The sequence below is a fragment of the Streptomyces sp. NPDC018045 genome (genome assembly GCF_044327445.1).
Lineage (GTDB): Bacteria > Actinomycetota > Actinomycetes > Streptomycetales > Streptomycetaceae > Streptomyces.
This window is the reverse complement of sequence record NZ_JBIRFL010000003.1, coordinates 664,595-687,665: the sequence shown is the minus strand read 5'-3', so window position 1 is coordinate 687,665 and position 23,071 is coordinate 664,595. Positions and strand designations below refer to the sequence as shown.

General features: G+C 72.7%; 22 protein-coding genes. 5 read left to right on the top strand and 17 right to left on the bottom strand.

Annotation, left to right across the window (positions count from 1 at the left end; translation table 11 throughout):
• The first annotated feature begins 276 nt into the window (after positions 1-276).
• Positions 277-684, top strand: coding sequence for a DUF2752 domain-containing protein (locus tag ACH4EB_RS10715; protein ID WP_398347020.1), 408 nt, complete (start codon positions 277-279; stop codon positions 682-684).
• Between the two features lie 124 nt (positions 685-808).
• Here ACH4EB_RS10715 and ACH4EB_RS10710 read toward each other — a convergent pair whose 3' ends face one another.
• The 7 genes from ACH4EB_RS10710 to bldG form a co-directional block, all read right to left on the bottom strand.
• Entirely contained in the window at positions 809-1,210 is a 402-nt protein-coding gene (locus tag ACH4EB_RS10710; protein ID WP_398347019.1) for a hypothetical protein, read from the bottom strand.
• A 417-nt stretch (positions 1,211-1,627) separates the two neighbouring features.
• A complete protein-coding gene (locus ACH4EB_RS10705) occupies positions 1,628-1,819 on the bottom strand; it encodes a hypothetical protein (RefSeq protein WP_398347018.1) in 192 nt (63 codons plus the stop codon).
• 141 nt (positions 1,820-1,960) lie between these two features.
• Positions 1,961-3,538, bottom strand: a complete 1,578-nt coding sequence (locus ACH4EB_RS10700) for a methyltransferase (protein ID WP_398347017.1) — start codon at positions 3,536-3,538, stop codon at positions 1,961-1,963.
• Positions 3,539-3,684: 146 nt separating this feature from the next.
• Positions 3,685-4,266 carry a small secreted protein gene (locus ACH4EB_RS10695; RefSeq protein WP_398347016.1) on the bottom strand — a complete coding sequence of 194 codons (582 nt, stop codon included), beginning with the start codon at positions 4,264-4,266 and terminating at the stop codon, positions 3,685-3,687.
• Positions 4,267-4,470: 204 nt separating this feature from the next.
• Entirely contained in the window at positions 4,471-6,867 is a 2,397-nt protein-coding gene (locus ACH4EB_RS10690) for a sodium-translocating pyrophosphatase (protein ID WP_398347015.1), read from the bottom strand.
• Between the two features lie 1,194 nt (positions 6,868-8,061).
• The gene (locus ACH4EB_RS10685; protein WP_398347014.1) at positions 8,062-8,535 is read right to left on the bottom strand and encodes an ATP-binding protein; all 474 of its coding nucleotides are present in this window, start codon (positions 8,533-8,535) and stop codon (positions 8,062-8,064) included.
• A 108-nt stretch (positions 8,536-8,643) separates the two neighbouring features.
• Positions 8,644-8,985, bottom strand: coding sequence for an anti-sigma factor antagonist BldG (gene bldG / locus ACH4EB_RS10680; RefSeq protein ID WP_004571875.1), 342 nt, complete (start codon positions 8,983-8,985; stop codon positions 8,644-8,646).
• A gap of 55 nt (positions 8,986-9,040) precedes the next feature.
• Here bldG and ACH4EB_RS10675 point away from each other — a divergent pair, with 55 nt between their 5' ends.
• Complete coding sequence (locus ACH4EB_RS10675; protein WP_398347013.1) at positions 9,041-11,488, top strand: DEAD/DEAH box helicase; 2,448 nt, start codon at positions 9,041-9,043, stop codon at positions 11,486-11,488.
• A gap of 19 nt (positions 11,489-11,507) precedes the next feature.
• Positions 11,508-12,050, top strand: coding sequence for a hypothetical protein (locus tag ACH4EB_RS10670; protein ID WP_398347012.1), 543 nt, complete (start codon positions 11,508-11,510; stop codon positions 12,048-12,050).
• 238 nt (positions 12,051-12,288) lie between these two features.
• On the opposite strand, the gene ACH4EB_RS10665 is transcribed toward ACH4EB_RS10670, so the two are convergent.
• The 8 genes from ACH4EB_RS10665 to ssd form a co-directional block, all read right to left on the bottom strand.
• Positions 12,289-12,615 (bottom strand): cupin domain-containing protein, encoded by a 327-nt coding sequence (locus tag ACH4EB_RS10665; RefSeq protein WP_398347011.1) that lies wholly within the window; start codon positions 12,613-12,615, stop codon positions 12,289-12,291.
• Positions 12,612-13,109 (bottom strand): Rv3654c family TadE-like protein, encoded by a 498-nt coding sequence (locus ACH4EB_RS10660; protein WP_398347010.1) that lies wholly within the window; start codon positions 13,107-13,109, stop codon positions 12,612-12,614. The genes ACH4EB_RS10665 and ACH4EB_RS10660 overlap by 4 nt, the downstream gene beginning before the upstream one ends.
• Before the next feature lie 13 nt (positions 13,110-13,122).
• On the bottom strand, positions 13,123-13,476 hold the full coding sequence (locus ACH4EB_RS10655) for a TadE family type IV pilus minor pilin (protein ID WP_398347009.1): 354 nt from the start codon (positions 13,474-13,476) through the stop codon (positions 13,123-13,125).
• The gene (locus ACH4EB_RS10650) at positions 13,469-13,648 is read right to left on the bottom strand and encodes a DUF4244 domain-containing protein (RefSeq protein ID WP_398347073.1); all 180 of its coding nucleotides are present in this window, start codon (positions 13,646-13,648) and stop codon (positions 13,469-13,471) included. Before ACH4EB_RS10650 ends, ACH4EB_RS10655 begins: the two co-directional genes overlap by 8 nt.
• 161 nt (positions 13,649-13,809) lie before the next feature.
• The gene (locus ACH4EB_RS10645; protein WP_398347007.1) at positions 13,810-14,655 is read right to left on the bottom strand and encodes a type II secretion system F family protein; all 846 of its coding nucleotides are present in this window, start codon (positions 14,653-14,655) and stop codon (positions 13,810-13,812) included.
• On the bottom strand, positions 14,645-15,646 hold the full coding sequence (locus ACH4EB_RS10640) for a type II secretion system F family protein (protein ID WP_398347006.1): 1,002 nt from the start codon (positions 15,644-15,646) through the stop codon (positions 14,645-14,647). The genes ACH4EB_RS10645 and ACH4EB_RS10640 overlap by 11 nt, the downstream gene beginning before the upstream one ends.
• Positions 15,643-16,896, bottom strand: coding sequence for a TadA family conjugal transfer-associated ATPase (locus tag ACH4EB_RS10635; RefSeq protein WP_398347005.1), 1,254 nt, complete (start codon positions 16,894-16,896; stop codon positions 15,643-15,645). Before ACH4EB_RS10635 ends, ACH4EB_RS10640 begins: the two co-directional genes overlap by 4 nt.
• A 29-nt stretch (positions 16,897-16,925) precedes the next feature.
• Positions 16,926-18,110, bottom strand: coding sequence for a septum site-determining protein Ssd (gene ssd, locus ACH4EB_RS10630; protein ID WP_398347004.1), 1,185 nt, complete (start codon positions 18,108-18,110; stop codon positions 16,926-16,928).
• Positions 18,111-18,547: 437 nt separating this feature from the next.
• Here ssd and ACH4EB_RS10625 point away from each other — a divergent pair, with 437 nt between their 5' ends.
• The gene (locus ACH4EB_RS10625) at positions 18,548-19,432 is read left to right on the top strand and encodes an HAD family hydrolase (protein WP_398347003.1); all 885 of its coding nucleotides are present in this window, start codon (positions 18,548-18,550) and stop codon (positions 19,430-19,432) included.
• 322 nt (positions 19,433-19,754) lie between these two features.
• On the opposite strand, the gene ACH4EB_RS10620 is transcribed toward ACH4EB_RS10625, so the two are convergent.
• Entirely contained in the window at positions 19,755-20,576 is an 822-nt protein-coding gene (locus tag ACH4EB_RS10620) for an oxidoreductase (protein ID WP_398347002.1), read from the bottom strand.
• 110 nt (positions 20,577-20,686) lie between these two features.
• Here ACH4EB_RS10620 and ACH4EB_RS10615 point away from each other — a divergent pair, with 110 nt between their 5' ends.
• A complete protein-coding gene (locus tag ACH4EB_RS10615; RefSeq protein WP_398347001.1) occupies positions 20,687-21,673 on the top strand; it encodes an ATP-binding protein in 987 nt (328 codons plus the stop codon).
• A 42-nt stretch (positions 21,674-21,715) separates the two neighbouring features.
• Here ACH4EB_RS10615 and ACH4EB_RS10610 read toward each other — a convergent pair whose 3' ends face one another.
• Positions 21,716-23,014, bottom strand: coding sequence for a hypothetical protein (locus ACH4EB_RS10610; protein WP_398347000.1), 1,299 nt, complete (start codon positions 23,012-23,014; stop codon positions 21,716-21,718).
• Positions 23,015-23,071 lie beyond the last annotated feature (57 nt).

Genomic DNA, 23,071 nt, shown 5'->3' with positions numbered 1-23,071 from the left:
CACCGTCCGTTCCCGTCACGCACTTCCGGGGGTTTCTGCGGCGATGCCGAAACTGCGGCCGGGGGTGGCCCCGAAGCAGGAGGCGGGAGTGGTCCCGAAGCCGGGATCGAAGTCGGGTGCTATTGACCGAGCGGGCCATGTTTGTCCTGAATCAGGGCAACTACGCCAGGTCGCCGAGCGTACGGGCCCGCGCGCGACGCCTCCCGCGAACACCTCGTCGAGCTCCCAGCCGAACCCCCAGCCGAACCCCCTGACGGACACTCCGGTGAGCGCTTCGTGAGCGCCCCCTCCCCGGCCGCCGTCCGCGCCGCCACGCTCCGCCGGGCGGCGATCGCCGTCGGCGTCGGGGGCCTCGGCGCGGCCTATCTGTGGCACACCAATCCTCATGAACCGGGACATGTGCTGCTCCCCTGCCCGTTCCGCTGGGCGACCGGACTGCTGTGCCCGGCGTGCGGCGGGACCCGGATGGCGTACGACCTGATGCACGGCGACCTCGTGGCGGCCTTCCACGACAACGCCGTCCTGCTGACACTGGGGGTGCCGGCCGCCGCGTACATGATCGGGCGGTGGCTGTACGCGGGGCTGCGCGGGCGCCGGTTCCGGGCCCGCCTCGGGACGCGCGGCAACGCCGTCGTCCTCGGCACCGCCGCCGTCTGGATGCTGGTGCGCAATCTCACGGGCTGAGGGCCCGGGTCCGAACGGGCCGCCGGGCGCGCCGCGGGGGAAGCGGCGCGCCCGGCGTACCGTGCGTATCGGTGGTGTTCCTATATTTCGGGGCGCCCTGTGGTTCGGGCGTCCACGGTCCGCCTCAGCGCACCGTGACCGTGATCACCGGGGAGATCGCGCCGCCGCCGGCCATCCGGAGCTGGTTGGCGCCCTTGATGCCCAGCTTGACGCGGAGCGAGTAGCCGCCGGTCTTGTTGACATTGACGCCGGCGGGCAGCGAGACCCACTTGGCGCCCTGCTTCTGCTGGACGGTGACCTTGGTGCCGGCCTTGATGCCGGTGGAGGTGCCGGAGATCCGGAACTCCTGCCAGGCCTTCACCGTGCCGGTGCTCGCCTTGGCGGTGAGCGTGGCCTTCTGCGGCGCCTTGGCGGCGGCGCTGTGGGCGGCCGGGGCCGCCGGAGCGGCGGAGGCGGCGGCCGCGGTGCCGGCGACGAGCGCGGCGCTGAGAACACCTGCGGCGGCGAGGCGGTATGCACGGTTCATTACGTGTTCCTCCCAGTTGGGCCGGTTGATGGCCTTCACTCAGGAACACGGGCAGATGGCCGTTCCGGTTGCTTCACCGGCGAGTGGTTTTTCCGGTGGGGCAGAAGTGAACGGCCCGCAGGGGCAATGCAGTTGAGCGCACAACGAAAGAGGCGGAGCCCGGGGCGGCGAGCACTTCCAGCGAAGACGTCCGGGAAGGGCGAGGCGTTCCTCGCTTCCGGGAATTCCGGATACTTCCCGAGGCTTACGGATCTTCCCGGGCGCCCTCGGAGGCGCACCGGGGCCTTCCGGCGGCGTACCAGGAGCAGCCCGAAGACCGTGCTGAAACGTTCAGCGACTGCCCGAGGCCTCCGGAGACGTCCTGAGGCTCACGGGAACGCCCCGATGCTCACGGAGCAGTCGGGCAGCCTCCGCCCCCTACAGCAGCAGCCAGCACCCCGTCCCCAGGAACACCGCCCCGAAGAGCAGCGCCAGCGCCATGCCGGAGGACCGGCTCACCCCGTCGGCGACCGACTCCCCCGCCCGTACGCAAACGGCCGTCCACACCAGCAGGCCGGCGCCGAACAGCGCGAAGGCCGCACCGGCGAACGCCTCGGGACCACTCTCCATGCGGGCAGGCTGGCACCCCCGGGCGGCGCGGCGGCGAACTCCGGGTGAATGCCGCCCGTCCGGCCGCCGGACCCGCCCCGGTCACTCCCCTCGCCCCCTCGCCCTCGCCCCCCGTCATCCCCTCCCCGCCGCACGAGCCCCTCAGTCCGTCCCGGCCGCCACCGGCTCCAGGAAGCCCTGCTCGACCAGGGTCCGGATCGCGTCCGGGGTACGGTCGCGCAGCAACACCGGGTCCTCGCCGACCAGTTGCGCGATCGCGTCGAGGATCCGCCCGGCGGGCAGCGAGCCGTCGCAGACCCCGGCGAAACCCGCGCCGACCGTGTCCACCTTCGTGGCGCGCCGCATACCGCGGTTCTGCCGCAGCACCACGTGCTCCGGGTCCTCGGCGCCGGGCAGCCCGACCTGCTCCTGCACGACCTCGTCGGCGAGCCGGAAATGGCCGGCCAGCAGGGCCGCGTCGTCCGTCGCGCGCAGGTAGTCCTGACGTTCGAAGTGCCCGATGACCGCGGCGCCCAGCGGCTGTTCGACCGGGTGCGGCCATTCCTCGATGGTGATCGACGGCTCCTCGGCGCCGGACTTGCGCAGCGTGATCCAGCCGAAGCCGACGGCCTTGGTCTTACGGGCCTCGAACTCCTCCAGCCAGGCGTCATAGCGCGCCGCGTACTCCTCGGGGCCGGCCCGGTGGTCACCGGCGTCCCGCAGCCACAGCTCCGCGTACTGCGTCACGTCCTGGACCTCGCGCTGCACGATCCACGCGTCACAGCCGCGCGGCACCCAGGAGCGCAGCCGGTCGCGCCAGTCCTCGCCCTCGACGTGCTGCCAGTTGGCGAGGAGCTGGCAGTACCCGCCGTCGTTCAGATGGCCGGCCGCCTGCTGGACGATGGTGCGGCAGAGGTCGTCGCCGCCCATGCCGCCGTCCCGGTAGGTCAGCCGGGCGCCCGGCGAGATCACGAAGGGCGGGTTGGACACGATCAGGTCGTACGTCGCCCCGTCGTGCCCGGCCGGGGAGTCCGCCTCGGCCACCGGCTCGAACAGCGAGCCCTCCCGCAGGTCCGCGGCGGGCGCGCCGGACAGGGCCAGCGTCAGCCCGGCGATCCGCAGCGCCCGCGGGTTCAGGTCCGTGGCCGTGACCTCCGTCGCGTACACGGAGGCGTGCAGCGCCTGGATGCCGGAGCCGGTACCGAGGTCGAGGACCTTGGCGACGGGGGTGCGGACCATGAGGCCGGCGAGTGTCGTGGACGCGCCGCCCACGCCCAGCACCAACTGCGCGCGGTCCACGCCCGCGGCCTCCTCGGCGGCCCGGATCCCGCCCGCGCCGCCGACCGCGCACCCGAGGTCGGAGACGATCCACCAGTCCTGGCCGTCGGGACCGCCGTACGGGCGCACGTCCACGCTCGCCCGGACCTCGTCGCCGTCGCGCACCAGCCAGCCGTCGGCGAGGCAGTCGGCCACCGGCAGCGCGGCGGCGGCCCGGTCGTACGGCACCGGGCGCTGGAGCAGGAACAGCCGCACCAGGGTGGACAGCGGTCCCTCGCCCCGGGTGGCGCGCAGCGCCGGGACGGTCTCGCTGCGGGCCAGCGCGGCGTAGGCGGGCGCGCCGAGCAGCTCCAGCAGGCCGTCGGCGGTGAACCCGGCGGTCAGCAGTGCTTCACGCAGCCGGGCGGTGCGGTCGGCGGAGTCGGGGTCTCGAAGGTCAGCGGTGGGGAGGTGCGTACTCACCCTCCCATTGTCAGGCCAACCACTGACAAACGGCCACGGCCCGGCCGCGCCACCACGACCGGATCCCGCCCGTCGGCGTGTCGGGCGCGGCCCCGCCGTACCTGACGGCGGGTCGGCCGCACCCGGTGCGCGACGGCCGCTGCGGCCTACTTCTTGGGCGAGGCCGACCCGCCGCCCTCGGTGGCCTTCTGGTTCTGGCAGCCGGGCTGCCCGGCCATCGCCTTGCCGACGTCGCCGGACTCCAGTTTCTTGAACGCCTGTTCGCTCTTCTTGTTGAGCTTGTTGATGCCGTCGGACAGCGTCCGCAGGCCGTCCGCGAACTTGCCCTTGTCCCCGGTGTCCAGGCCGTCGACCTGCTTCTTGAGGTCGCCGTAGCCCTTGGAGAGGTCGTTGAGCTCCTTGACCGCGTTCTTCTGGGACTCCTCGCCGCCGTCGGCCGGCGGCGCGCCGGCCTGGTTCAGCGACTTCGCCAGCGACGCGTAGGCGTCCGAGATCTGCTGGAACGCCTTGGAGTCGGCCTCCTGGACCTTCTTGGAGTCGGTGCCGCCGCTGTCGGCCGTCTGCATGGACGTGTTGGCGTCCTGGATCTTCTTGAACTGGGCCTGGGCGGGGTCGCAGAACTTCTTGGCCCAGTCGTCGAGCTTTTTGTTGCCGTCGTCGCTGCAACCGGTCAGCGCGAGCATCAGTGCCGCGCCGCCGGACAGCGCGGCCACAAGCGTCTTCTTCACCGGATCGGTCCCTTCCATGGCTCTCGGCCCCGGAACATACACGTCCGAAGGCCCCGGGCCATGATCCGGGCGGCCCGTACGACCCGCATTGCAGCCATTTGCACCAAGCCCCGTGCCGCGGCCGGGCGCACAGCAGTGCGGGCGGAGGGCGCGCTCAATGAACGCCCTCCGCCCGCCCGTTGAGCGGCGCCGATGCCCCGCTCGCTAGGAGACCACCGCCGGGTCGGCGGTCTGCGCCACCTTCCCCGAGTTGTTGTCTTCGTCACCCACCGCGATGCCGCGGCGCCTGGAGACGTAGACCGCGCCGACGATGACCCCGATGGCCAGGACGGCGACCACGATCCGTACGGGAACGTTCTTGTCCGCGCCGTAGCTGAACTTCACGACGGCGGGCGCGATCAGCAGCGCCACCAGGTTCATGACCTTCAGCAGTGGGTTGATCGCGGGTCCCGCGGTGTCCTTGAACGGGTCGCCGACCGTGTCGCCGATGACGGTCGCGGCGTGCGCCTCGCTGCCCTTGCCGCCGTGATGGCCGTCCTCGACCAGCTTCTTGGCGTTGTCCCAGGCGCCGCCGGAGTTGGCGAGGAAGACCGCCATCAGGGTGCCGGTGCCGATGGCGCCCGCCAGGAAGGAGCCGAGCGCGCCGACGCCGAGCGAGAAGCCGACGGCGATCGGCGTGAGCACCGCCAGCAGACCGGGGGTGGCCAGCTCGCGCAGCGCGTCCTTGGTGCAGATGTCCACGACCCGCCCGTACTCGGGCTGCTCGGTGTAGTCCATGATCCCGGGCTTCTCGCGGAACTGCCGCCGCACCTCGAAGACGACCGCGCCGGCCGACCGGGACACCGCGTTGATCGCCAGTCCCGAGAAGAGGAAGACGACGGAGGCGCCCAGCACCAGGCCGACCAGGTTGTTCGGCTGTGAGATGTCCAGGCTCAGCCCCATGCCCCGGGCGGCGTCGCCGACGTCCCGTACGGCCGTGGCGATCGCGTCCCGGTACGAGCCGAACAGCGCGGCCGCGGCCAGTACGGCCGTGGCGATGGCGATGCCCTTGGTGATGGCCTTGGTGGTGTTGCCGACGGCGTCGAGGTCGGTGAGGACCTGCGCGCCGTCGCCGGTGACGTCACCGGACATCTCGGCGATGCCCTGCGCGTTGTCGGAGACCGGGCCGAAGGTGTCCATCGCCACGATGACGCCGACGGTGGTCAGCAGGCCGGTGCCGGCCAGCGCCACCGCGAACAGGGCCAGCATGATGGAGGTGCCGCCCAGCAGGAACGCGCCGTACACGGACAGGGCGATCAGCACCGCGGAGTAGACCGCCGACTCCAGACCGACCGAGATCCCGGAGAGCACCACCGTCGCCGGACCGGTCAGCGAGGTCTTGCCGATGTCCCGTACGGGCCGCCGGGTGGTCTCCGTGAAGTAGCCGGTGAGCTGCTGGATGAGCGCGGCCAGCACGATGCCGATGGCGACCGCCACCAGCGCCAGCATCCGCGGGTCGCCGCTGCGGGCCAGGATCGCGGGGTCCGAGACGCCGGACAGGTCGGCGTAGGAGGACGGCAGGTACGTGTAGACCGCGGCCGCCACGAGGACCAGCGAGATCGCCGCGGAGATGAAGAAACCGCGGTTGATGGCGGTCATGCCGCTGCGGTCGGAGCGCCGGGGCGCCACGACGAAGATGCCGATCATGGCCGTGATCACACCGATGGCCGGGACCAGCAGCGGGAAGGCCAGGCCGGAGTCGCCGAAGGCGGCCATGCCCAGGATGAGGGCGGCGACCAGCGTCACGGCGTACGACTCGAAGAGGTCGGCGGCCATGCCCGCGCAGTCACCGACGTTGTCGCCCACGTTGTCCGCGATGGTCGCGGCGTTGCGCGGGTCGTCCTCGGGGATGCCCTGCTCGACCTTGCCGACGAGGTCGGCGCCGACGTCCGCGGCCTTGGTGAAGATGCCGCCGCCGACCCGCATGAACATCGCGATCAGCGCGGCGCCGAGGCCGAAGCCCTCCAGGACCTTGGGGGCGTCGACCGCGTAGACCAGCACCACACAGGACGCGCCCAGCAGGCCGAGCCCCACGGTGAACATGCCGACGACGCCACCCGTACGAAAAGCGATCTTCATGGCCCGGTGCGCGACGGCGGTGAGATCCTTTTTCGCCTCACCCTCGGCCGGGGTGGCTTCCCGGGCGGCGGCCGCGACGCGCACATTGCTGCGCACCGCCAGCCACATCCCGATATAGCCGGTGGCGGCCGAGAAACCGGCGCCGATCAAGAAGAAGACGCTGCGCCCGGCGCGCTGCGTCCAGTTGTCCGCGGGTAGCAGCATGAGCAGGAAGAACACCACCACGGCGAAAACGCCGAGGGTGCGCAACTGCCGGGCGAGATAGGCATTCGCGCCTTCCTGCACGGCGGCGGCGATCTTCTTCATGCTGTCGGTGCCCTCCCCGGCGGCGAGCACCTGCCGCACCAGCACCGCCGCGACGGCCAGTGCCGCGAGCGCCACGACGGCGATCACCAGCACGATGCCGCGGTTGCCCGACGTCAGCGATGGCTCGGCCAGGTAAGAGGGGTGTTCCAGCAACTGAGGGGTGTAAGGCCCCGCCATTCGTCCTCCTTGACGTTTGGCACATGGGCGCGCGGATGCACGCTCAGGCGTCCTGAGCAAAGGTGTGGACGGATTGTAGGTAGCGGCACCAGATCAAAACAGGGCGCCTCAAAGGGAATTCGCCGGTGGCGGCCGAGATCGTTCGAAGAACGGACGGAGATCGGACAGGGATCAGGCGAAGAAGCGGCGAAGATCGAAAATAGCGGGGCCGTAGACGCGTTGCCGCAATTTCGCCTGGACGAATGAATGCGAATAATTGGCTGACAACTGAATGATGATCTCAGGGTCTTACCTAACGCCCCTGCTCACGGGGGCCGCGAAGCGGCACCGGGCGGGACGCGAACGGGTCGTGACCGGGCCTCGCCGCCCCGGGGCGGCGCGGGGACGCGGACCGGCGTGAGCGCCCGCCCGGCCGTCCGGCGGGGTCCCGGCGGCGTCGAGGGCGGGCGCGAGCGGCGCCGGCGGGCGGCGGGCACCGGGCCGCGCGGACACCCGTACGGCCACGGAGGTACCCGGTCCGGTACGGGCCCGTCCCCGGGGCGGCGACAGGCCGTACGCCCTGTACGGCCGGGTGGGGACGCGGAGGGCGGGGCGGGGCGGCGAGGTGTGGGCGTGGATGGGCCGGGGCACCCGGGTGGGTTCGGAGAGACCCGACGGGCCGCGAAGAGCCCACTGGGATGCGGCGTACCGATGTGGCCTGAAGAGGGGGGTACGGACGCGTGGGCGACCGGGGGCACGTCGCGGCCACGGAGGTTTCGGAGGCGCACGAAAGAGGTGGGGCGCGTACGGCCGAATGGTGGGGTGGGTGGGGAGGGGGGAGGGGAGGGGAGGGGTGGGGCGTGGGAGGGAGCTTGGGCGGTGGTGCGGGGCCGCCGCGGTTTCTGTGGGACCGGCCGCTGTGGGGCCGCTGCGGTTTCTGCGGAGCCGGGGGCCTGGGGGCGCGGCTCCGGGCGGTACGGGGTTCCGGCGGCCCCGGGCCCTGGCGGTGCCGGGAGCTTGGGGTACGGGGTTCCGGTGGTGCCGAAGTCTGGCGTACCGGGCCCGGGCGGTCCCGGATTCAGGAGTGCCGGAATCCGTGGTCCCGGGCTCCGCAGTACCAGCCCCAGCGGCACCGAGCCCCAGCAGAATCGTTCCTGCGCATCATCGGACAGATTGCAGAAACGGTCCTCTACGAAAGTACGAGCGCAGACGACGTCACGGCAGCACAGGCGCCGGCGTCGTCGGCCAGCTCATGCGGATGACGCCGCCGTTCTCGCCGGAGGTCACCTCGACGTCGTCGACCAGCCCGCTGATGACCGCGAGCCCCATCTCGTCGTCGCTCTCCGCCGCGTCGCCGTTCTCGGAGACGGGGCCGCCGGGCAGTGGTTCCCCGTCGAGGCCACGGACGCCGGGCACCGCCCCGGCACCGGCCGGGCTGCCCGGGACCTCGTCGCCCACCTCGATGGAGAACTTCTTCTCGTCCTCGACCAGGGCGACCCGCACCGGGGCCGAGATGTTGTTGGTGCGGTGCAGCCCCACCGCACGGGTGCACGCCTCGCCGACGGCGAGCCGAACCTCGTCCAGCACGGCCTCGTCCACCCCGGCCCGCCTCGCCACGGCAGCCGCGACCAGTCGCGCGGTCCGGACGTGCTCGGGAAGGGCGCTGAAGCGGAGTTCGACGGTGGCCATGCCATCCCCCTCGGTATGCGGGCGTGCAACGCAGGGGGCCGGACCGCCAAGCCCGGTTCCCCCCACTGCTTCCAACCCCCGCGCCTCGGCGCGGGGACCGGCAAGCCGTCAGTCAGTGGCTGCGACGGCTTCGTCGACCGAGGTGTGAATCGGGAACACCTTGGTCAGTCCGGTGATACGGAAGATCTTCAAAATGCGCTCCTGGTTGCAGACCAGGCGCAGCGAGCCCTCATGGGCACGCACCCGCTTGAGCCCGCCGACCAGAACGCCGAGCCCCGTGGAGTCCAGGAAGTCGACACGCTCCATGTCCACCACGAGGTGGTAGCTTCCGTCGTTCACGAGCTCGACAAGCTGCTCCCGCAGCTTGGGCGCGGTGTATACATCAATCTCGCCACCGACCTCGACGACCGTACGGTCGCCAACGGTCCGGGTCGACAGGGACAGGTCCACGGATCCTCCAGCACCTTGCTATCGAGCGGTCGCCCCCCATGGATCGGCAGCCGCGATGGCATTCAATCACTTACCAGCAGGCGTGCACGACGCCTTGAGCGCATTGTCCGTCACACCGGTGACACACTCGGTGCCGATGGCCTCCAATCAGCTCCCCCCGGACGGGGGCACCAGCCCCTCCCCGCGCACGGTCCTGGACCGTCTCACCCAGGGGGCGTCCCGCGCTACGCGCATCACTCATACGGAGCACTTGCCCCCGCGCATCGGCAGCCATGCGGAATGGCCCGCACGGATCCGTCCGGAGGTGGTGGAAGCCGTGCGCGCCGCCGGGATCGAGCGCCCGTGGACCCATCAGGCGCAGACCGCCGAGCATGCCCTGCGGGGCGATTCGGTCGTCATCGCCACCGGTACGGCGTCCGGAAAGTCGCTCGCCTACCTGGTCCCGGTGCTGTCCGGGCTCCTGGACGGCTCGGAGGCACCGAACGGGCGCGGTGCCACGGCCCTGTATCTCGCGCCCACCAAGGCGCTCGCCGCCGACCAGCGGCGCGCCGTCGGCGAACTCGCCGCGCCGCTCGGTACCGCGGTGCGGCCGGCCGTGTATGACGGCGACACGCCGGTCGAAGAACGCGAATGGGTGCGCCAGTACGGCAACTACGTCCTGACCAACCCCGACATGCTCCACCTGGGCATCCTCCCCGCCCACCCCCGCTGGGCCTCCTTCCTGCGCGCCCTGCGCTACGTCGTCATCGACGAGTGCCACAGCTACCGCGGCGTCTTCGGCTCCCACGTGGCCCAGGTCGTACGCCGCCTCCGGCGTGTCTGTGCCCGGTACGGCTCCGAGCCGGTCTTCCTGCTGGCCTCGGCCACCGCCGCCGAACCGGCGCAGGCGGCCGAGCGGCTGACCGGAGTGCCTGTGGCGGAAGTCACGGAAGACGCCTCGCCACGCGGCGAGGTGGTGTTCGCCCTGTGGGAGCCGCCGCTGACGGAACTGCACGGCGAGCAGGGCGCCCCCGTCCGCCGAACCGCCACCGCCGAGACCGCCGACCTGCTGACCGACCTCGCCCTCCAGCACGTCCGTACCGTCGCCTTCGTACGGTCGCGGCGCGGCGCCGAGCTGATCGCGCTCATCGCGCAGGAGCGGCTGGGGGCGGTCGAACGCGCCCTGGCCCGCCGGGTGGCCGCGTACCGGGGCGGCTACCTGCCCGAGGAGCGGCGCGCCCTGGAGCGCGCCCTGCACACCGGCGACCTGCTCGGCCTGGCCGCCACCACGGCCCTGGAACTGGGCGTGGACGTCTCCGGACTCGACGCCGTACTGATCGCCGGCTACCCGGGCACCCGCGCCTCCCTGTGGCAGCAGGCCGGGCGCGCGGGACGCGCCGGGCAGGGCGCGCTCGCCGTCCTCGTCGCCCGCGACGACCCGCTGGACACCTACCTCGTGCACCACCCGGAGGCGCTCTTCGACCAGCCCGTCGAGTCCACCGTCCTGGACCCGGACAACCCGTACGTGCTCGCCCCCCACCTGTGTGCGGCTGCCGCGGAACTCCCGCTCACCGAAGGGGACTTCGCGCTGTTCGGCCCGGCCGCGCCGGGACTCCTCCCCTCCCTGGAGGCGCGCAAGCTGCTGCGCCGGCGCGCCAAGGCGTGGCACTGGACCCGCCGCGAGCGGGCCGCCGACCTCGCCGACATCCGGGGGCAGGGCGGCTCGCCCGTACAGGTCGTGGAGGCGGGCACCGGCCGTCTGCTCGGCACCGTGGACGCGGCCGCCGCGCACACCACCGTCCACGACGGCGCCGTCCACCTCCACCAGGGCCGTACGTACCTGGTCGAGCACCTGGACCTGGAGGACGGCGTGGCCCTCGTCGCGGAGGCGAGCCCGCCGTATTCGACGACCGCCCGCGACACCACCGCGATCGCCGTCCTGGAGACCGAGACGGAGATCGCCTGGGGTGACGCCCGCCTGTGCTTCGGCTCGGTCGAGGTCACCAACCAGGTCGTCTCCTACCTGCGTCGGCGGCTCATCACCGGCGAGGTGCTGGGCGAGACCAAGCTGGACCTGCCGCCCCGCACACTGCGCACCCGGGCCGTGTGGTGGACCGTCACCGAGGACCAGCTCGACGCGGCCCGGGTGAACCCCGAGCAGCTCGGCGGTGCCCTGCACGCCGCCGAGCACGCCTCGATCGGCCTGCTGCCGCTGTTCGCCACCTGCGACCGCTGGGACATCGGCGGCGTGTCCCTCCCCCTGCATCCCGACACCCTCCTTCCCACCGTGTTCGTCTACGACGGCCACCCGGGCGGTGCGGGCTTCGCCGAACGCGCCTTCCACACCGCTCCCGAGTGGCTCGCCGCCACCCGCAAGGCCATCGCCTCCTGTGAGTGCGAGGCCGGCTGTCCGTCCTGCATCCAGTCCCCCAAGTGCGGCAACGGCAACGACCCACTGCACAAACGAGGGGCCGTACGTCTCCTCACCGAACTCCTCAAGAACGCGCCGACTCCCCCTCCCTGAAACCCTGCGACACCGTCTTATGACCACTTTTTTCTGCGCCCGCTGCGCCGGCGCGCTCACACCGGACCTGCGCCAACTGCCTGCCGTACCGAACGTGTCGGCACACGACGAGGACCGCGACCCGAATACCGGGCTGGCCCCTTCCACCGTGCCGCCGGGCCACTACGCGATCGACCCCGAACCGTGGGGCGCCCCCTTCGAGCCCGCCGGGCCCGGGCGCGGGCCCGGGTGGGACGACCGTTCCCTGCTCATGCCTCCGGGCATGGACGGCATGATCTCCGCCGGCCCCCGGGACACGGTGATCGTCCACCCGGACGATCTGCCCGGACTCCGCCAGGCCGCCGGCCTCGGGATACACCACGGCTGCTGCGGGCCGTTGGGCACGGGAGGCCCCAACATGGCGTGCGCCTGCGGAAGACTCGTCGCCACCCTCACCGCCGACTGCATGGGCCCGCACGAACTGCATCTCGACCCACGACGCGTGTACGCATACGAGGAGACGGTGGGCGGGGTGTCGCCCGGGAGCCCGCCTGGCAGTCCGTCCGGAAGTACGTCCGGATGACGCCCGGTTAGTCGTTCGGCACGCCGCTCGGGGACCGGGCGAGGCTCGTGGCGGGGCTCCGGACGGGGCTCCGGACGGGGCCCGCTCGGGGACCCGGGCGGGGCTCCGCCCGAGGTCCCGTCCGGCACGCCTCCCGATGCTCCGCCCACCACTCCGTCAAGTGCTCCCCACGGAACTCTGCCCAGCACTCAGCCCAGGTCGTCGTGACGCGACCTCTCCCCTCGCTTCCCGTGGCCTCTTACGCCTCCTCCCCGCTCTCCGTGTCCTCGCCACCCTCGAAGATCACCAGAGTGCCCCGGCTTCCCGCACGGACCGCGTGGACCACCCCCGCCGGGACCAGGTACATCTCGCCCGGCCCCACGGATACGGCCGTACCGCCCACCGACAGCTCAAGCCTGCCGTCGAGGACGAACAGCGCCTCGACCGCCCCGTGGGTCTCCTCCTCCCCCGGTCCCCCGTCCATGCGCAGCACCTTCACGCGGGCCGTGCCCACCTGCCCCAGGGAACGGGAGTCCCAGGCATCCGGCAGCGCGTCCGCCGTCTCCCGTACGTCGATCACCTTCATGGCATGCCTCCCGGCGGGCACCCGGGTCGTGCCCGAAGAGCCCGCAGATCGCGATCAATGGATGATCGGGACGCTATCCGAGCCGACGCGGCGGGTGGTCGACCGTTCGGCAAAACCTCCTGCCGTGCGGCCACCTGCGGCGATTCCCGGGCGGAGCCGCCCGGTTCGGGTATCGGCTCCGCGCCCGGGCCCGTCGTCGGCGGGCCCGCGCGAGCCCGGATGTCCGAGGCGAACGGGCCGGTACGGGCTCGGGCGGTGACGTCCGCGATCTCGCCCCGTACGGTGCAGCGCACCAGGTGAGCGTCCTGCGCGGCCGCCACCTCGCGGGCGGTACGGCACGCGGCCGCCGCGCCCCGCAGTGCGGTGTCCGCCGCCGCCAGCGCCGCCAAGTCCGCCGCACCGCCCGCGCGGTGCCGTGCCACGACCACCTGGGCCATGCCGATCAGCACCGCGAACACCGTGCACAGCGCCAGCGCCGCGAACACCGCCCACACCGTGGCCGATCCCTCATCGCCCCACCGTTTCCTCCGCAAGAGCCGTCGCCTCCCCTCGGAGCGTCAGCGTCAACGGGCCGATGCCGGGCGACGGCGCCTCGACCCGTACGCGGACCAGGTCGCCCCGCCGCTCCTGAGCCACCCGCGCGCCGCTCGGGGCCGCGCCACGGACCACCGCGCCGACGGCCGACTCCGGTTCGGACCGGGCCGCCGCGCGGGCTCCGGCCCGGGCCGCGTCCACGCACTGGATCTGCGCGCAGGCGGCCATCAGCCCCCACAGGAGCAACCCGGTGAACAGGACCAGGGCCGGGATCACCAGGGCTGCTTCCGCCGTCACATAGCCCCGGTCGCGGTCGTCGTCAGACATGGACGCCGAGGGCCTTCCCGATTACCGCGCGCAGCGCCGCCTCCACCGCACCGCCCGACAGGACCTTGTAGAGCAACGCGGCGGCCGCACACGCCGCGAGGGTCCCCAGCGCGTACTCCGCCGTGGTCATGCCCCGGTCCGTCGCTGCCCGGCCGCGGAGCGTCCGAGCCAGGCGCCGGGCCGTCCGGGCCGGACGCGAAGCCTTTCGCGCCTGATGCCGGGCCGCCGCTACGGTGCTCCGCCCGGGCAGGCCGTGTCGTCGCCACCACCGTCGTGCATCCATGATTTCCCCCTTGAGGTCGTTCCGGTTGTCCGTGAGCTGTGGTTCGTGAGTCAGTCGTGAAGCGTTATGAGGGTTGTGGCCAGTCCGATCAGGACCGGCAGGACACCGAGCGCCAGGAAGGCGGGCAGGAAGCACGCCGCCAGCGGCATCGTGACCAGCACCCCGGCCCGGCGGGCCCGTTCGGCCGACGAGCGGTACGCCTGCGCGCGCAACTCCGCCGCGATGCGGGAGACGCCCTCCACGGCCGGGACCCCCGATATGCCCGCCCGCTCCATGCACCGGGCCAGCCCTTGGGCACCGGGAAGGGCGCCGAAGCGCTGCCAAGTCGTCACGGGGTCCCCGCCCAGGCGGAGTTCCGCCGCCGCGCGCCTCAGGTGTTCGCCGACGGTTCCGTCGAGCGATCGCCCCACCGCATCGGCCGACTCCCGCGGCCCGGCCCCCGCTGCCAGGCAGGCCGCGAGCAGGTCGGCGGCCGGCGCCAGGGCCGTACGCAGGTCGCTCTCCACCGCCTGTCGCGCGGCCTGGGCCTTCGTACGGCGCTGCCACCGCCCGACGCCGTACGCCACGGCGAGTCCCAGTACTGCCCCGGTCGCTCCGCCGACGAGAATGGCCACGACGCCTGCCGTCACAGCGGCCCTTGCCCACTCCCGGATCAGCCCGGCCCACCGTCGTTCCCGGGTCCGCTTCGGTCTCGGCGCCGAGCGTCGGCCGACGCCGCCATCGTTGTGCCGTGCGCTCTCGGCCAGCACCACCCGTACCCGTCGCCGGGTGGCTCGTGCGCCGCGCGCTTCCCTGGTCGCGGCCAGCGCGCCTGCTGCGGCGGCCAGGGCGAGAAAAACAATCCCCAGGCTGTGGACAACTTCTCGGTCGGCGCCGTACACCACGTCAGCGGACATGACTGCCTCCTTCGGCGGCCGTGATGATCCGCGCCGTCCAGGCGACGCCACACCACTCCAAGAGGCCGCCGACCAGCAGGCACGCCCACCCGGCGGGGGTGTGCAACAGCACCCCGAGCGGATCGGCACCGAGAGCGCTGCCCATCGCAAGCCCTCCGACGGGAAGGAGTGCGAGCATCAGGGCTGTCGCCCTCGGCCCCGCCAACTGGGCGCGCAGGTCGTCGCGTTGGTCGCGCTCCGCCCGAAGGGCCGTAGCGATCCGTTCCAGCCCGGCGGCCAGCCCGGCCCCGCCGTCGACGGCGACCTGCCAGCACGCCGCCACACCCGCCAGCCCTTCCGCGCCCGGCAGCCGCGCCGCCGCCCGCAGGGCCGCCGGGACGTCCCCGCCGAACCGCGCCGCCGCCCCCAGCGCCGCGCCCTCCTCACCGAACCCGGGGGCACCGACCGCCGTCAGGGCCTGCCCGGGCTGTCGTCCGGCCCGCAGCTCCCCCGCCACCGCCTCGCACAGCTCGATCACCGCCGCGCCCCGGCGCTCCCGCTCCCGCGCCCGTTCACGGGCCCGGAGCCGGTGCCGGACCAGGAACAGCGCCACCACGGCGGCCACCACGGGCACCGCCGATCCACCCATGACACCGAGCGCGATACCGGCCGGCAGGCACCACAACTCCCGTGGAGGGCGGGCAGGCCCGTCCTTTCCTCCTCCGCTCCACCGGGAGAGCCGGTACGCGGCCCATGCGGCCCGGTCCGCCGCCCGTCGCAGCATCCGCCGGGCCCCGAACTCGGCGTCGCCGAAAGCCGTCGCCCGTTTCCGCCCCACCGATTCCGCCCGTTCCGGACCCGCCGGACCGGCCCGTCCCCCGTCCACCCCGTCCACGAACAGCAGGCGCGCCCGTCGTACGTCGCCGCTCCGCCCCCCGGACATCCAGACCGCCACTCCCGCGCACAACACGGCCGCCCAAGCCGACACGGTCGCCGGACCGACATCGCTCATCCCACTTCACTCCCCCGCTCGCACAGACCCGTCAACCGCCGCCAGCCCGGCGCCTCTTGAAAGCCATCCGGTGCCCACACCGCCGCCGGTACGGTCACCACGAATCCGTCCCGGTCCCGCTCCAGCACGTCCACCCGGGCGAGCCGCCGACGGCCGCCCCGGTCCCGTACGAGGTGCAGCACCACCGACAGCGCGGCCGCCACCTGGCTGTGCAGCGCCGCCCGGTCGAGTCCGGCCGTCGAGCCCAGGGCCTCCAGGCGCGCCGGGACATCGCAGGGGGCGTTCGCGTGGACCGTGCCGGAGCCGCCCTCATGGCCTGTGTTCAGGGCCGCCAGCAGGTCCGTGACCTCGGCCCCGCGCACCTCGCCGACCACCAGCCGGTCCGGCCGCATCCGCAGCGCCTGGCGCACCAGGTCCCGCAGGGTGACGCGGCCGACCCCCTCCTGGTTCGCGGGCCGGGTCTCCAGACGTACGACGTGGGGATGGTCCGGCCTCAGTTCCGCGGAGTCCTCGGCCAGTACGAGCCGTTCGGCCGGGCCGGCCAGGCTCAGCAGGGAGCTGAGCAGCGTGGTCTTCCCGGAGCCCGTGCCGCCGCTGATCAGGAAGGAGAGCCGGGCGTCCAGCACGGCCCGCAGCAGCCGGTCGCCGTCCGGTGGCACCGTCCCGGCCGCGGTGAGCTCCGCCAGGGTGAAGGCGCGCGGGCGCAGGACGCGCAGCGACAGGCAGGTGCCCGCGACCGCCACCGGAGGCAGTACGGCGTGCAGGCGGGTCCCGTCGGGCAGCCGGGCGTCCACCCAGGGGTGGGCGTCGTCCAGCCGCCGCCCGGCCGCCGAGGCCAGCCGCTGGGCGAGCCGGCGCACCGCGGCCTCGTCGGTGAAGTGCACCGAGGTGCGCTCCAGGCCGCCCCCGCGGTCCACCCACACCTCGTCCGGCGAGGTGACCAGGACGTCGGTCACCTCCGGCTCGGCGACGAGCGGTTCGAGGGGGCCGCTGCCTACCAGCTCCGACCGCAGGGCGGACACGACGCCCAGCACCTCGGTGTCGCCGAGCAGCCGGCCCTCCGCGCGCAGTGCCATCGCGACCCGCGCGGGCGTCGGCTCCGCTCCCGCCTGGGCCAGCCGCCCGCGCACCGCCTCCAGCAGCCCGGCACCGACCCCCGTACCGGCTCCACCACCGGCGGACCGGTCCTCGGGCAGACGTGGCCCGTCCGCCCAGGTGGGCCGGTCACCGGACGGACGCGGCCCGGCCATCCCTGCCCCCGTCCCCGGAAGCTCAGTCCTCACCCGGTCCACCCCCCATGCCCGCACATGCCCGCACCGAACCGCGCCCGCCCGCCGGGCTCCGTCGCCGCGGCCCCCGGCAGCACCCGCTCCCAGAAGGCCGTGCCGAAGTGCCGCAGCGGGCCTCGGGCGTTCGCTCCCGGGGGCGCGCCCCGGGCCAGCTCCCCCGGAAGGCCGGGCTCCCAGTCCAGCTCTCCCGCCAGCGGGAGGCCGAGCAGCCGGGCGACTTCTTCAGGCGTCAGCTCCGCGGCGCGGCCGGTGTCCGTGTCGGGGCTGCCGCGCAACACCACCCGTACGTCCGGCAGGACCGTACGGACCAACGCCGCCACGCGCCGGGCCGCCGCGACGGCCCGCAGCGCGGCGGGGACGACCAGCAGCCCGACGTCGATCTGCGCGAGGGCTTCCACGGCCGCTTCGTCCAGCCGGCGGGGCAGGTCCACCACCACGGCGCCGCCCCGTCTGCGTGCCGCCGCCATGACCGCGCGCATCGCCTGCGGCGGGATGGCCGTCGTGTCGCCGCGGTCCCAGCTCAGTACGCGTAAGGAGTGCAGCCGCGGCAGCGCTTCGTCAAGGGCGCCGCCGCCCACCCGTCCGCGCGACTCGGCGAAGGCGGGCCAGCGCAGCCCCTCCTCCTTCTCGCCGCCCAGCAGCACGTCGAGGCCGCCGCCGAGCGGGTCCGCGTCGACCAGGACAGTCCGGCTGCCGGCGCGGGCCGCTGTCAGGGCCAGGGCGCAGGCGAGGGTGCTCGCGCCGGCGCCGCCGCTGCCGCCGATCACCCCCACCGTCACGGCCGCCGGCCCGACGCCCTCGGCCGCGTCGGCGATCCGGTCCACGAGCCAGCTCTCACCTCCGGGGAGCACCAGCACCCGTTCCGCCCCGACGGCGACGGCCAGCCGCCAGAGCTGCCGGTCGTCCGGGCCCCGGGCGACGAGCACCACTCCGTCCCTGCGGCCCGCCCCGCACAGCTTGGGCGCGCAGTCGGCGCCGACGATCACCAGGGGTGCCGAGGCCCAGCCGGGGCTGCGGCCCCGGGCCACGCCGTGCGCCACTTCGGGCGTCGCGCCCGCTGCCGCGCACAGTCTCAGGATGTCGTCGAGTAGCTCCTCGTCCTCGGTGACGACCAGCGGTCCACCGCGCTCTTCGGTGGGCCCCTGCGGTTGATCGGTAGTCATGCGTCCGGCCACGTTCCGTTCCCCTATCGCTACACAACTCACACATCCGCGAACTCGCGGAGTTTCACCGTGCAGCGATCCGGAAAATCCCGTGGATCTTGGTCCAAAACTGTGGACAACTCAATGGCTGTGAATATCCCAGTCACCTATACCGGCGACCTTGCGGGCTCCCTTAGAGCAGCGCTGTGACTACTCTGAGTAACATGTAAGGAGTGTCAGCTAGCCCCGGCCGGGACGATGAAGGGGAAGCGGCCGATCCGCCTCGGACGGGCAAAAACGCGTCCGGACATGCGACGACCCCCGCCGGGGGGGAGAGCGGGGGTCGTCCCCACGGCCGACTCGGGGGGGGAGGAGTCGGGCCGGGTTAGCACGGTCGCGAACGATCCGTGACTTCCATGGTGTACCCGAGAGCCTTCTCAGGCAAACCCACGCGCCCCACCTTACGCCGAATGGTGGGCGCCTATGCTCGCCCCGTGGAAAACCACTCCGCGCCCCACTCGGCGACTCACTCGACACCCCGCACAGCCGCGTTCTTCGACCTGGACAAGACAGTCATTGCTAAGTCGAGCACGCTGACCTTCAGCAAGTCGTTCTACCAAGGCGGCCTGATCAATCGCCGGGCCGTGCTGCGCACCGCCTACGCCCAGTTCGTCTTCCTCGCCGGCGGCGCCGACCACGACCAGATGGAGCGGATGCGCGCCTACCTGTCGGCGCTCTGCCGGGGCTGGGACGTGGCCCAGGTCCGGGAGATCATCGCGGAAACCCTCCACGAGCTGATCGACCCGCTCATCTACGACGAGGCCGCCTCGCTCATCGAGGAGCACCACACCGCGGGCCGCGACGTCGTGATCGTCTCCACCTCGGGCGCCGAGGTGGTCGAGCCGATCGGCCGGCTGCTCGGCGCCGACCGCGTGGTGGCCACCCGTATGGTCGTCGGCGAGGACGGCCGCTTCACGGGCGAGGTGGAGTACTACGCCTACGGCCCGACCAAGGCACAGGCGGTGCGGGACCTCGCCGCCTCCGAGGGTTACGACCTGGCGCGCTCCTACGCGTACAGCGATTCGGCGACCGACGTGCCGATGCTGGAGGCGGTCGGCCACCCGTACGCCGTCAACCCGGACCGCGCACTGCGCCGGGAGGCCCTGAACCGGGGCTGGCCGGTCCTGTCCTTCACCCGGCCGGTCCAGTTGAAGCAGCGGCTGCCGTCCCTGGGCATGCCGTCGCGTCCGGTGCTCGCCACGGTGGCCGCCGTGGGCGCGGCCGCCGCCACCGCGGGCCTCGTCTGGTACGCGAGCCGGCGGCGCCCGGTATTTGCCCGTATCACCCGAGTTTGAAGGGAAAAGTAAAGAACTGTGGCGAGGGGTTCCGCTTCCCCGGCGGCAGGAGTACAAAGGACGTAACGGCCCGCGAGACCGAGGACATCCGAGAGGAAGACCTTCTACGCAGCAAGGCCCCACGGACCGAAGCACGGAAACCGGGCACCCACGCGACGCCGACCCGTCGATTACGGGCCAGCCGTACCAGGTGACGGACCAAGTCTCCGACCTGATCGGCAACATCCGGAGCGCGCTTGGTAACCCGGTGGACGTGCCAGCGGCGGTACCGGAACGACTGGGTACCGCCGCAACCCTTTGCCCAGCGCCTCGTGGGCCCCTGTCAGGCCGCCCCGCGCTGCATTGCCTCGCACACCGCCGTGCTCTCCCGCGCGCCCAGCTCCGCCGCCCGGCCGCAGTGCGCGATCCACGCCGCCACGCCCTCCGGCGTGCCGGACGCATAGCCCTCCAGCGCCGCCGCATACGCGGCCCGGTCCTGTTCCGCGTGGCCGACCTCCGCCGGGCAGACGGATTTCGGGTCCAGCCCGCTGCCGACCAGGACGATGCGCTCGGCGGCCCGCGCGACCAGCCCGTTGTACGAGCCGAAGGGCCGCAGCGCCAGCAGTTCGCCGTGCACCACGGCCGCCATCACCAGAGCCGGCGCCGCACTGCCGGCGAGCAGCAGCCGCGAGAGCCCGTCCAGCCGCCCGGCGACCTCGTCGGCGTCCGGCAACGCCAGTTCCACGAGCGGCTCGTCGACCGGCTCACCCGCCAGCCGCGGCCGCCCCACCGCCTCCTGTTGCGCGCCGCCGCCCGCCGCCACCAGATGCAGCCGCGCCAGCACCCGCAGCGGCGACTGCCGCCACACACTGAGCAGTTGCCCGGCCTCGGCGGTCAGACGCAGCGCCGCGCCGACCGTCCGCGGCTCGCCCTCGACGCCGAAGTCGGAACGCCGCCGCACCTCCTCCAGCGCCCAGTCGGCGCCGGCCAGCGCGGCGGAACCACGCGCTCCGCGCAGCGCCGCCTCGGAGGTGACCTCGTTGCTGCGCCGCCGCATGATCCGGTGCCCGTAGACCCGGTCCACGCTCTTGCGCACGGAGTCCACGGAGTCGGCGACCCCCGGGAGGGAGGCCAGGGTCGCGAGCGGATCGGGTGTCGTACTCATGGGTACGACCCTACGCACCCCGGACGCCGCAAGGCCGAACCGCTCGAAGGAGTGGTCTTCTTCACCCGAACCTCTCACGCAAGGCAACTCGGCGCTTACGCTTCGTCACCATGAAGATCGCGTTCGTGGGCAAGGGCGGCAGTGGAAAGACCACGCTGTCCTCCCTGTTCATCCGCCACCTCGCCGCCGCCCGCGTCCCCGTGATCGCGGTGGACGCCGACATCAACCAACACCTGGCCACCGCCCTCGGCATGGACGAGGCGGAGGCCGCCGCGCTTCCCGCGCTCGGCGCCCGGCTCCCGCTGGTCAAGGACTATCTGCGCGGCACCAACCCGCGGATCGCCTCCGCCGAGACGATGATCAAGACGACGCCGCCCGGCGAGGGTTCCCGGCTGCTGCGGGTCGTGGAGGACAACCCGGTGTACGCGGCGTGCGCCCGGCCCGTGCTCCTGGAGGGCGAGACGGTCCGCCTGATGGCGACCGGGCCGTTCGCCGAGTCCGACCTGGGGGTGGCCTGCTACCACTCCAAGGTCGGCGCGGTCGAGCTGTGCCTGAACCACCTGGTGGACGGCCGCGAGGAGTACGTCGTCGTCGACATGACGGCCGGCTCCGACTCGTTCGCCTCCGGGATGTTCACCCGCTTCGACCTGACCTTCCTGGTCGCCGAGCCCACCCGTAAGGGCGTCGCGGTCTACCGCCAGTACAGGGACTACGCGCGCGATTACGGCGTGGCCCTCAAGGTCGTCGGCAACAAGGTCCAGGGCCCGGACGACGCCGCCTTCCTGGCCGACGAGGTGGGCGAGGACCTTCTGCTGACGGTGGGGGACTCGGCGTGGGTGCGGGCCATGGAGAAGGGCCGGCCGCGCCGCTTCGACCTGTTGGAGGCCGACAACCGGCAGGCCCTGAAGGAGCTGCACGCCGCCGCCGACGAAACGTACGAGCAGCGCGACTGGGAGCGCTACACCCGCCAGATGGTGCACTTCCATCTGAAGAACGCGGAGAGCTGGGCGAACGCGAAGACGGGCGCCGACCTGGCGGCCCAGGTCGACCCCGCCTTCGTCCTCGCCGAGCCCGTGGGGGCCCCGCAGCCCGCCTGACACCCGCTCAGGAGCAGGCGGCCGAGGCGACGCGCCTGCCCGCTACTCCGCGTCCCCCCGTACCGGCCTGGCCGGACTGGCCGAACCGGCGGGCCCGCCCGGTGCGCCGGGCCGCGCGGACGGAGTCGCCAGATAGCTCTTCCAGCCGCCCTTCGGGGCGCCGCCCACCGGCAGCGCGCGCAGCTTCTCCAGCACCCGCGGGTCCTGCGCGTCGAGCCAGTCGGCCAGTTGCTTGAAGGTCACGCAGCGCACGCCCTGGCGGGGGCAGATGGTCTTGATCGCGTCCTCGACGGCGCGCATGTACGTGCCGCCGTTCCAGGACTCGAAGTGGTTGCCGACGAAGAGCGGCGCCCGGTTGCCCTTGTCGGCGCGCTCGAACGCGGCGATCAGGCCGTCCCGCATCTGCTTGCCCCACGTGGCGTGCATCGCCGGGTTGCCCCGGGTCGTACCGGACTGGTTGGCGAGGAAGTTGTAGTCCATCGAGAGCGTCTCGAAGGCCCGGCCGGGGACGGGGATCTGCTGGAGGGGAAAGTCCCAGATGCCGTCGATCTGCTCGGGCCACAACTGCCGGCCGCCGACGGAGCTGGAGTCGTAGCGGAAGCCCATCGCCTTGGCGGCCGGGATCAGGTTGCGCTGCCCTTCGAGGCAGGGGGCGCGGCCGCCGACGAGTTCCTTGCTGTAATCGAACGGCAGCGGCTTCTCGGTCGTCAGCCCGGTGTGCGTCTTCCAGGTCTTGACGAACGTCTCGGCCTGCCGGATCTCGCTCTTCCACTCCTCCGGCGACCAGGTGCCCACGCCGCCGTTCGCGCCGCAGAAGTGGCCGTTGAAGTGGGTGCCGATCTCGTTGCCGTCCATCCAGGCGCCGCGGATCTGCTCCACGGTGGCCCGTACGCCCTTGACGTCGTTGAAGCCGATGTCGGAGGCGCCGGGGCTGTGCTTGGGCGGGTGGTAGGCGTCCTTCTTGCTGCCCGGGAGCAGATAGACGCCGCTGAGGAAGTACGTCATCCGGGCGTTGTACTTCTTGCCGACCGCGCGGAAGTGCGAGAACAGCTTCTGGCTGTCCTCGCCGGCGCCGTCCCAGGAGAAGACCACGAACTGCGGTGGCCGCTCACCGGGTTCGAGGCGCTCCGCCTTCGGCTGCATCGGCTGCGCCCCGGTGTACGCGGTCGAACCGTCACCGATGAGCTTGACCTGCTGGGCGGTGCGCTGCGGCGCGGCCTGTCCGCCCTGTCCGCCCTGGGCGCCGCTCGGGCCGCCCCCGTCTCCCCCGGCACAGCCGGCGACCACCGCCAGCGCCGTCGTCGTGACCATCGCGGCCGTGACCTTCGATGCGGCTGCCATCAGCCACCTCACTCCCTGAGCTGCGAACCGTGAAACGGAATCATCAAAAAAACTGAT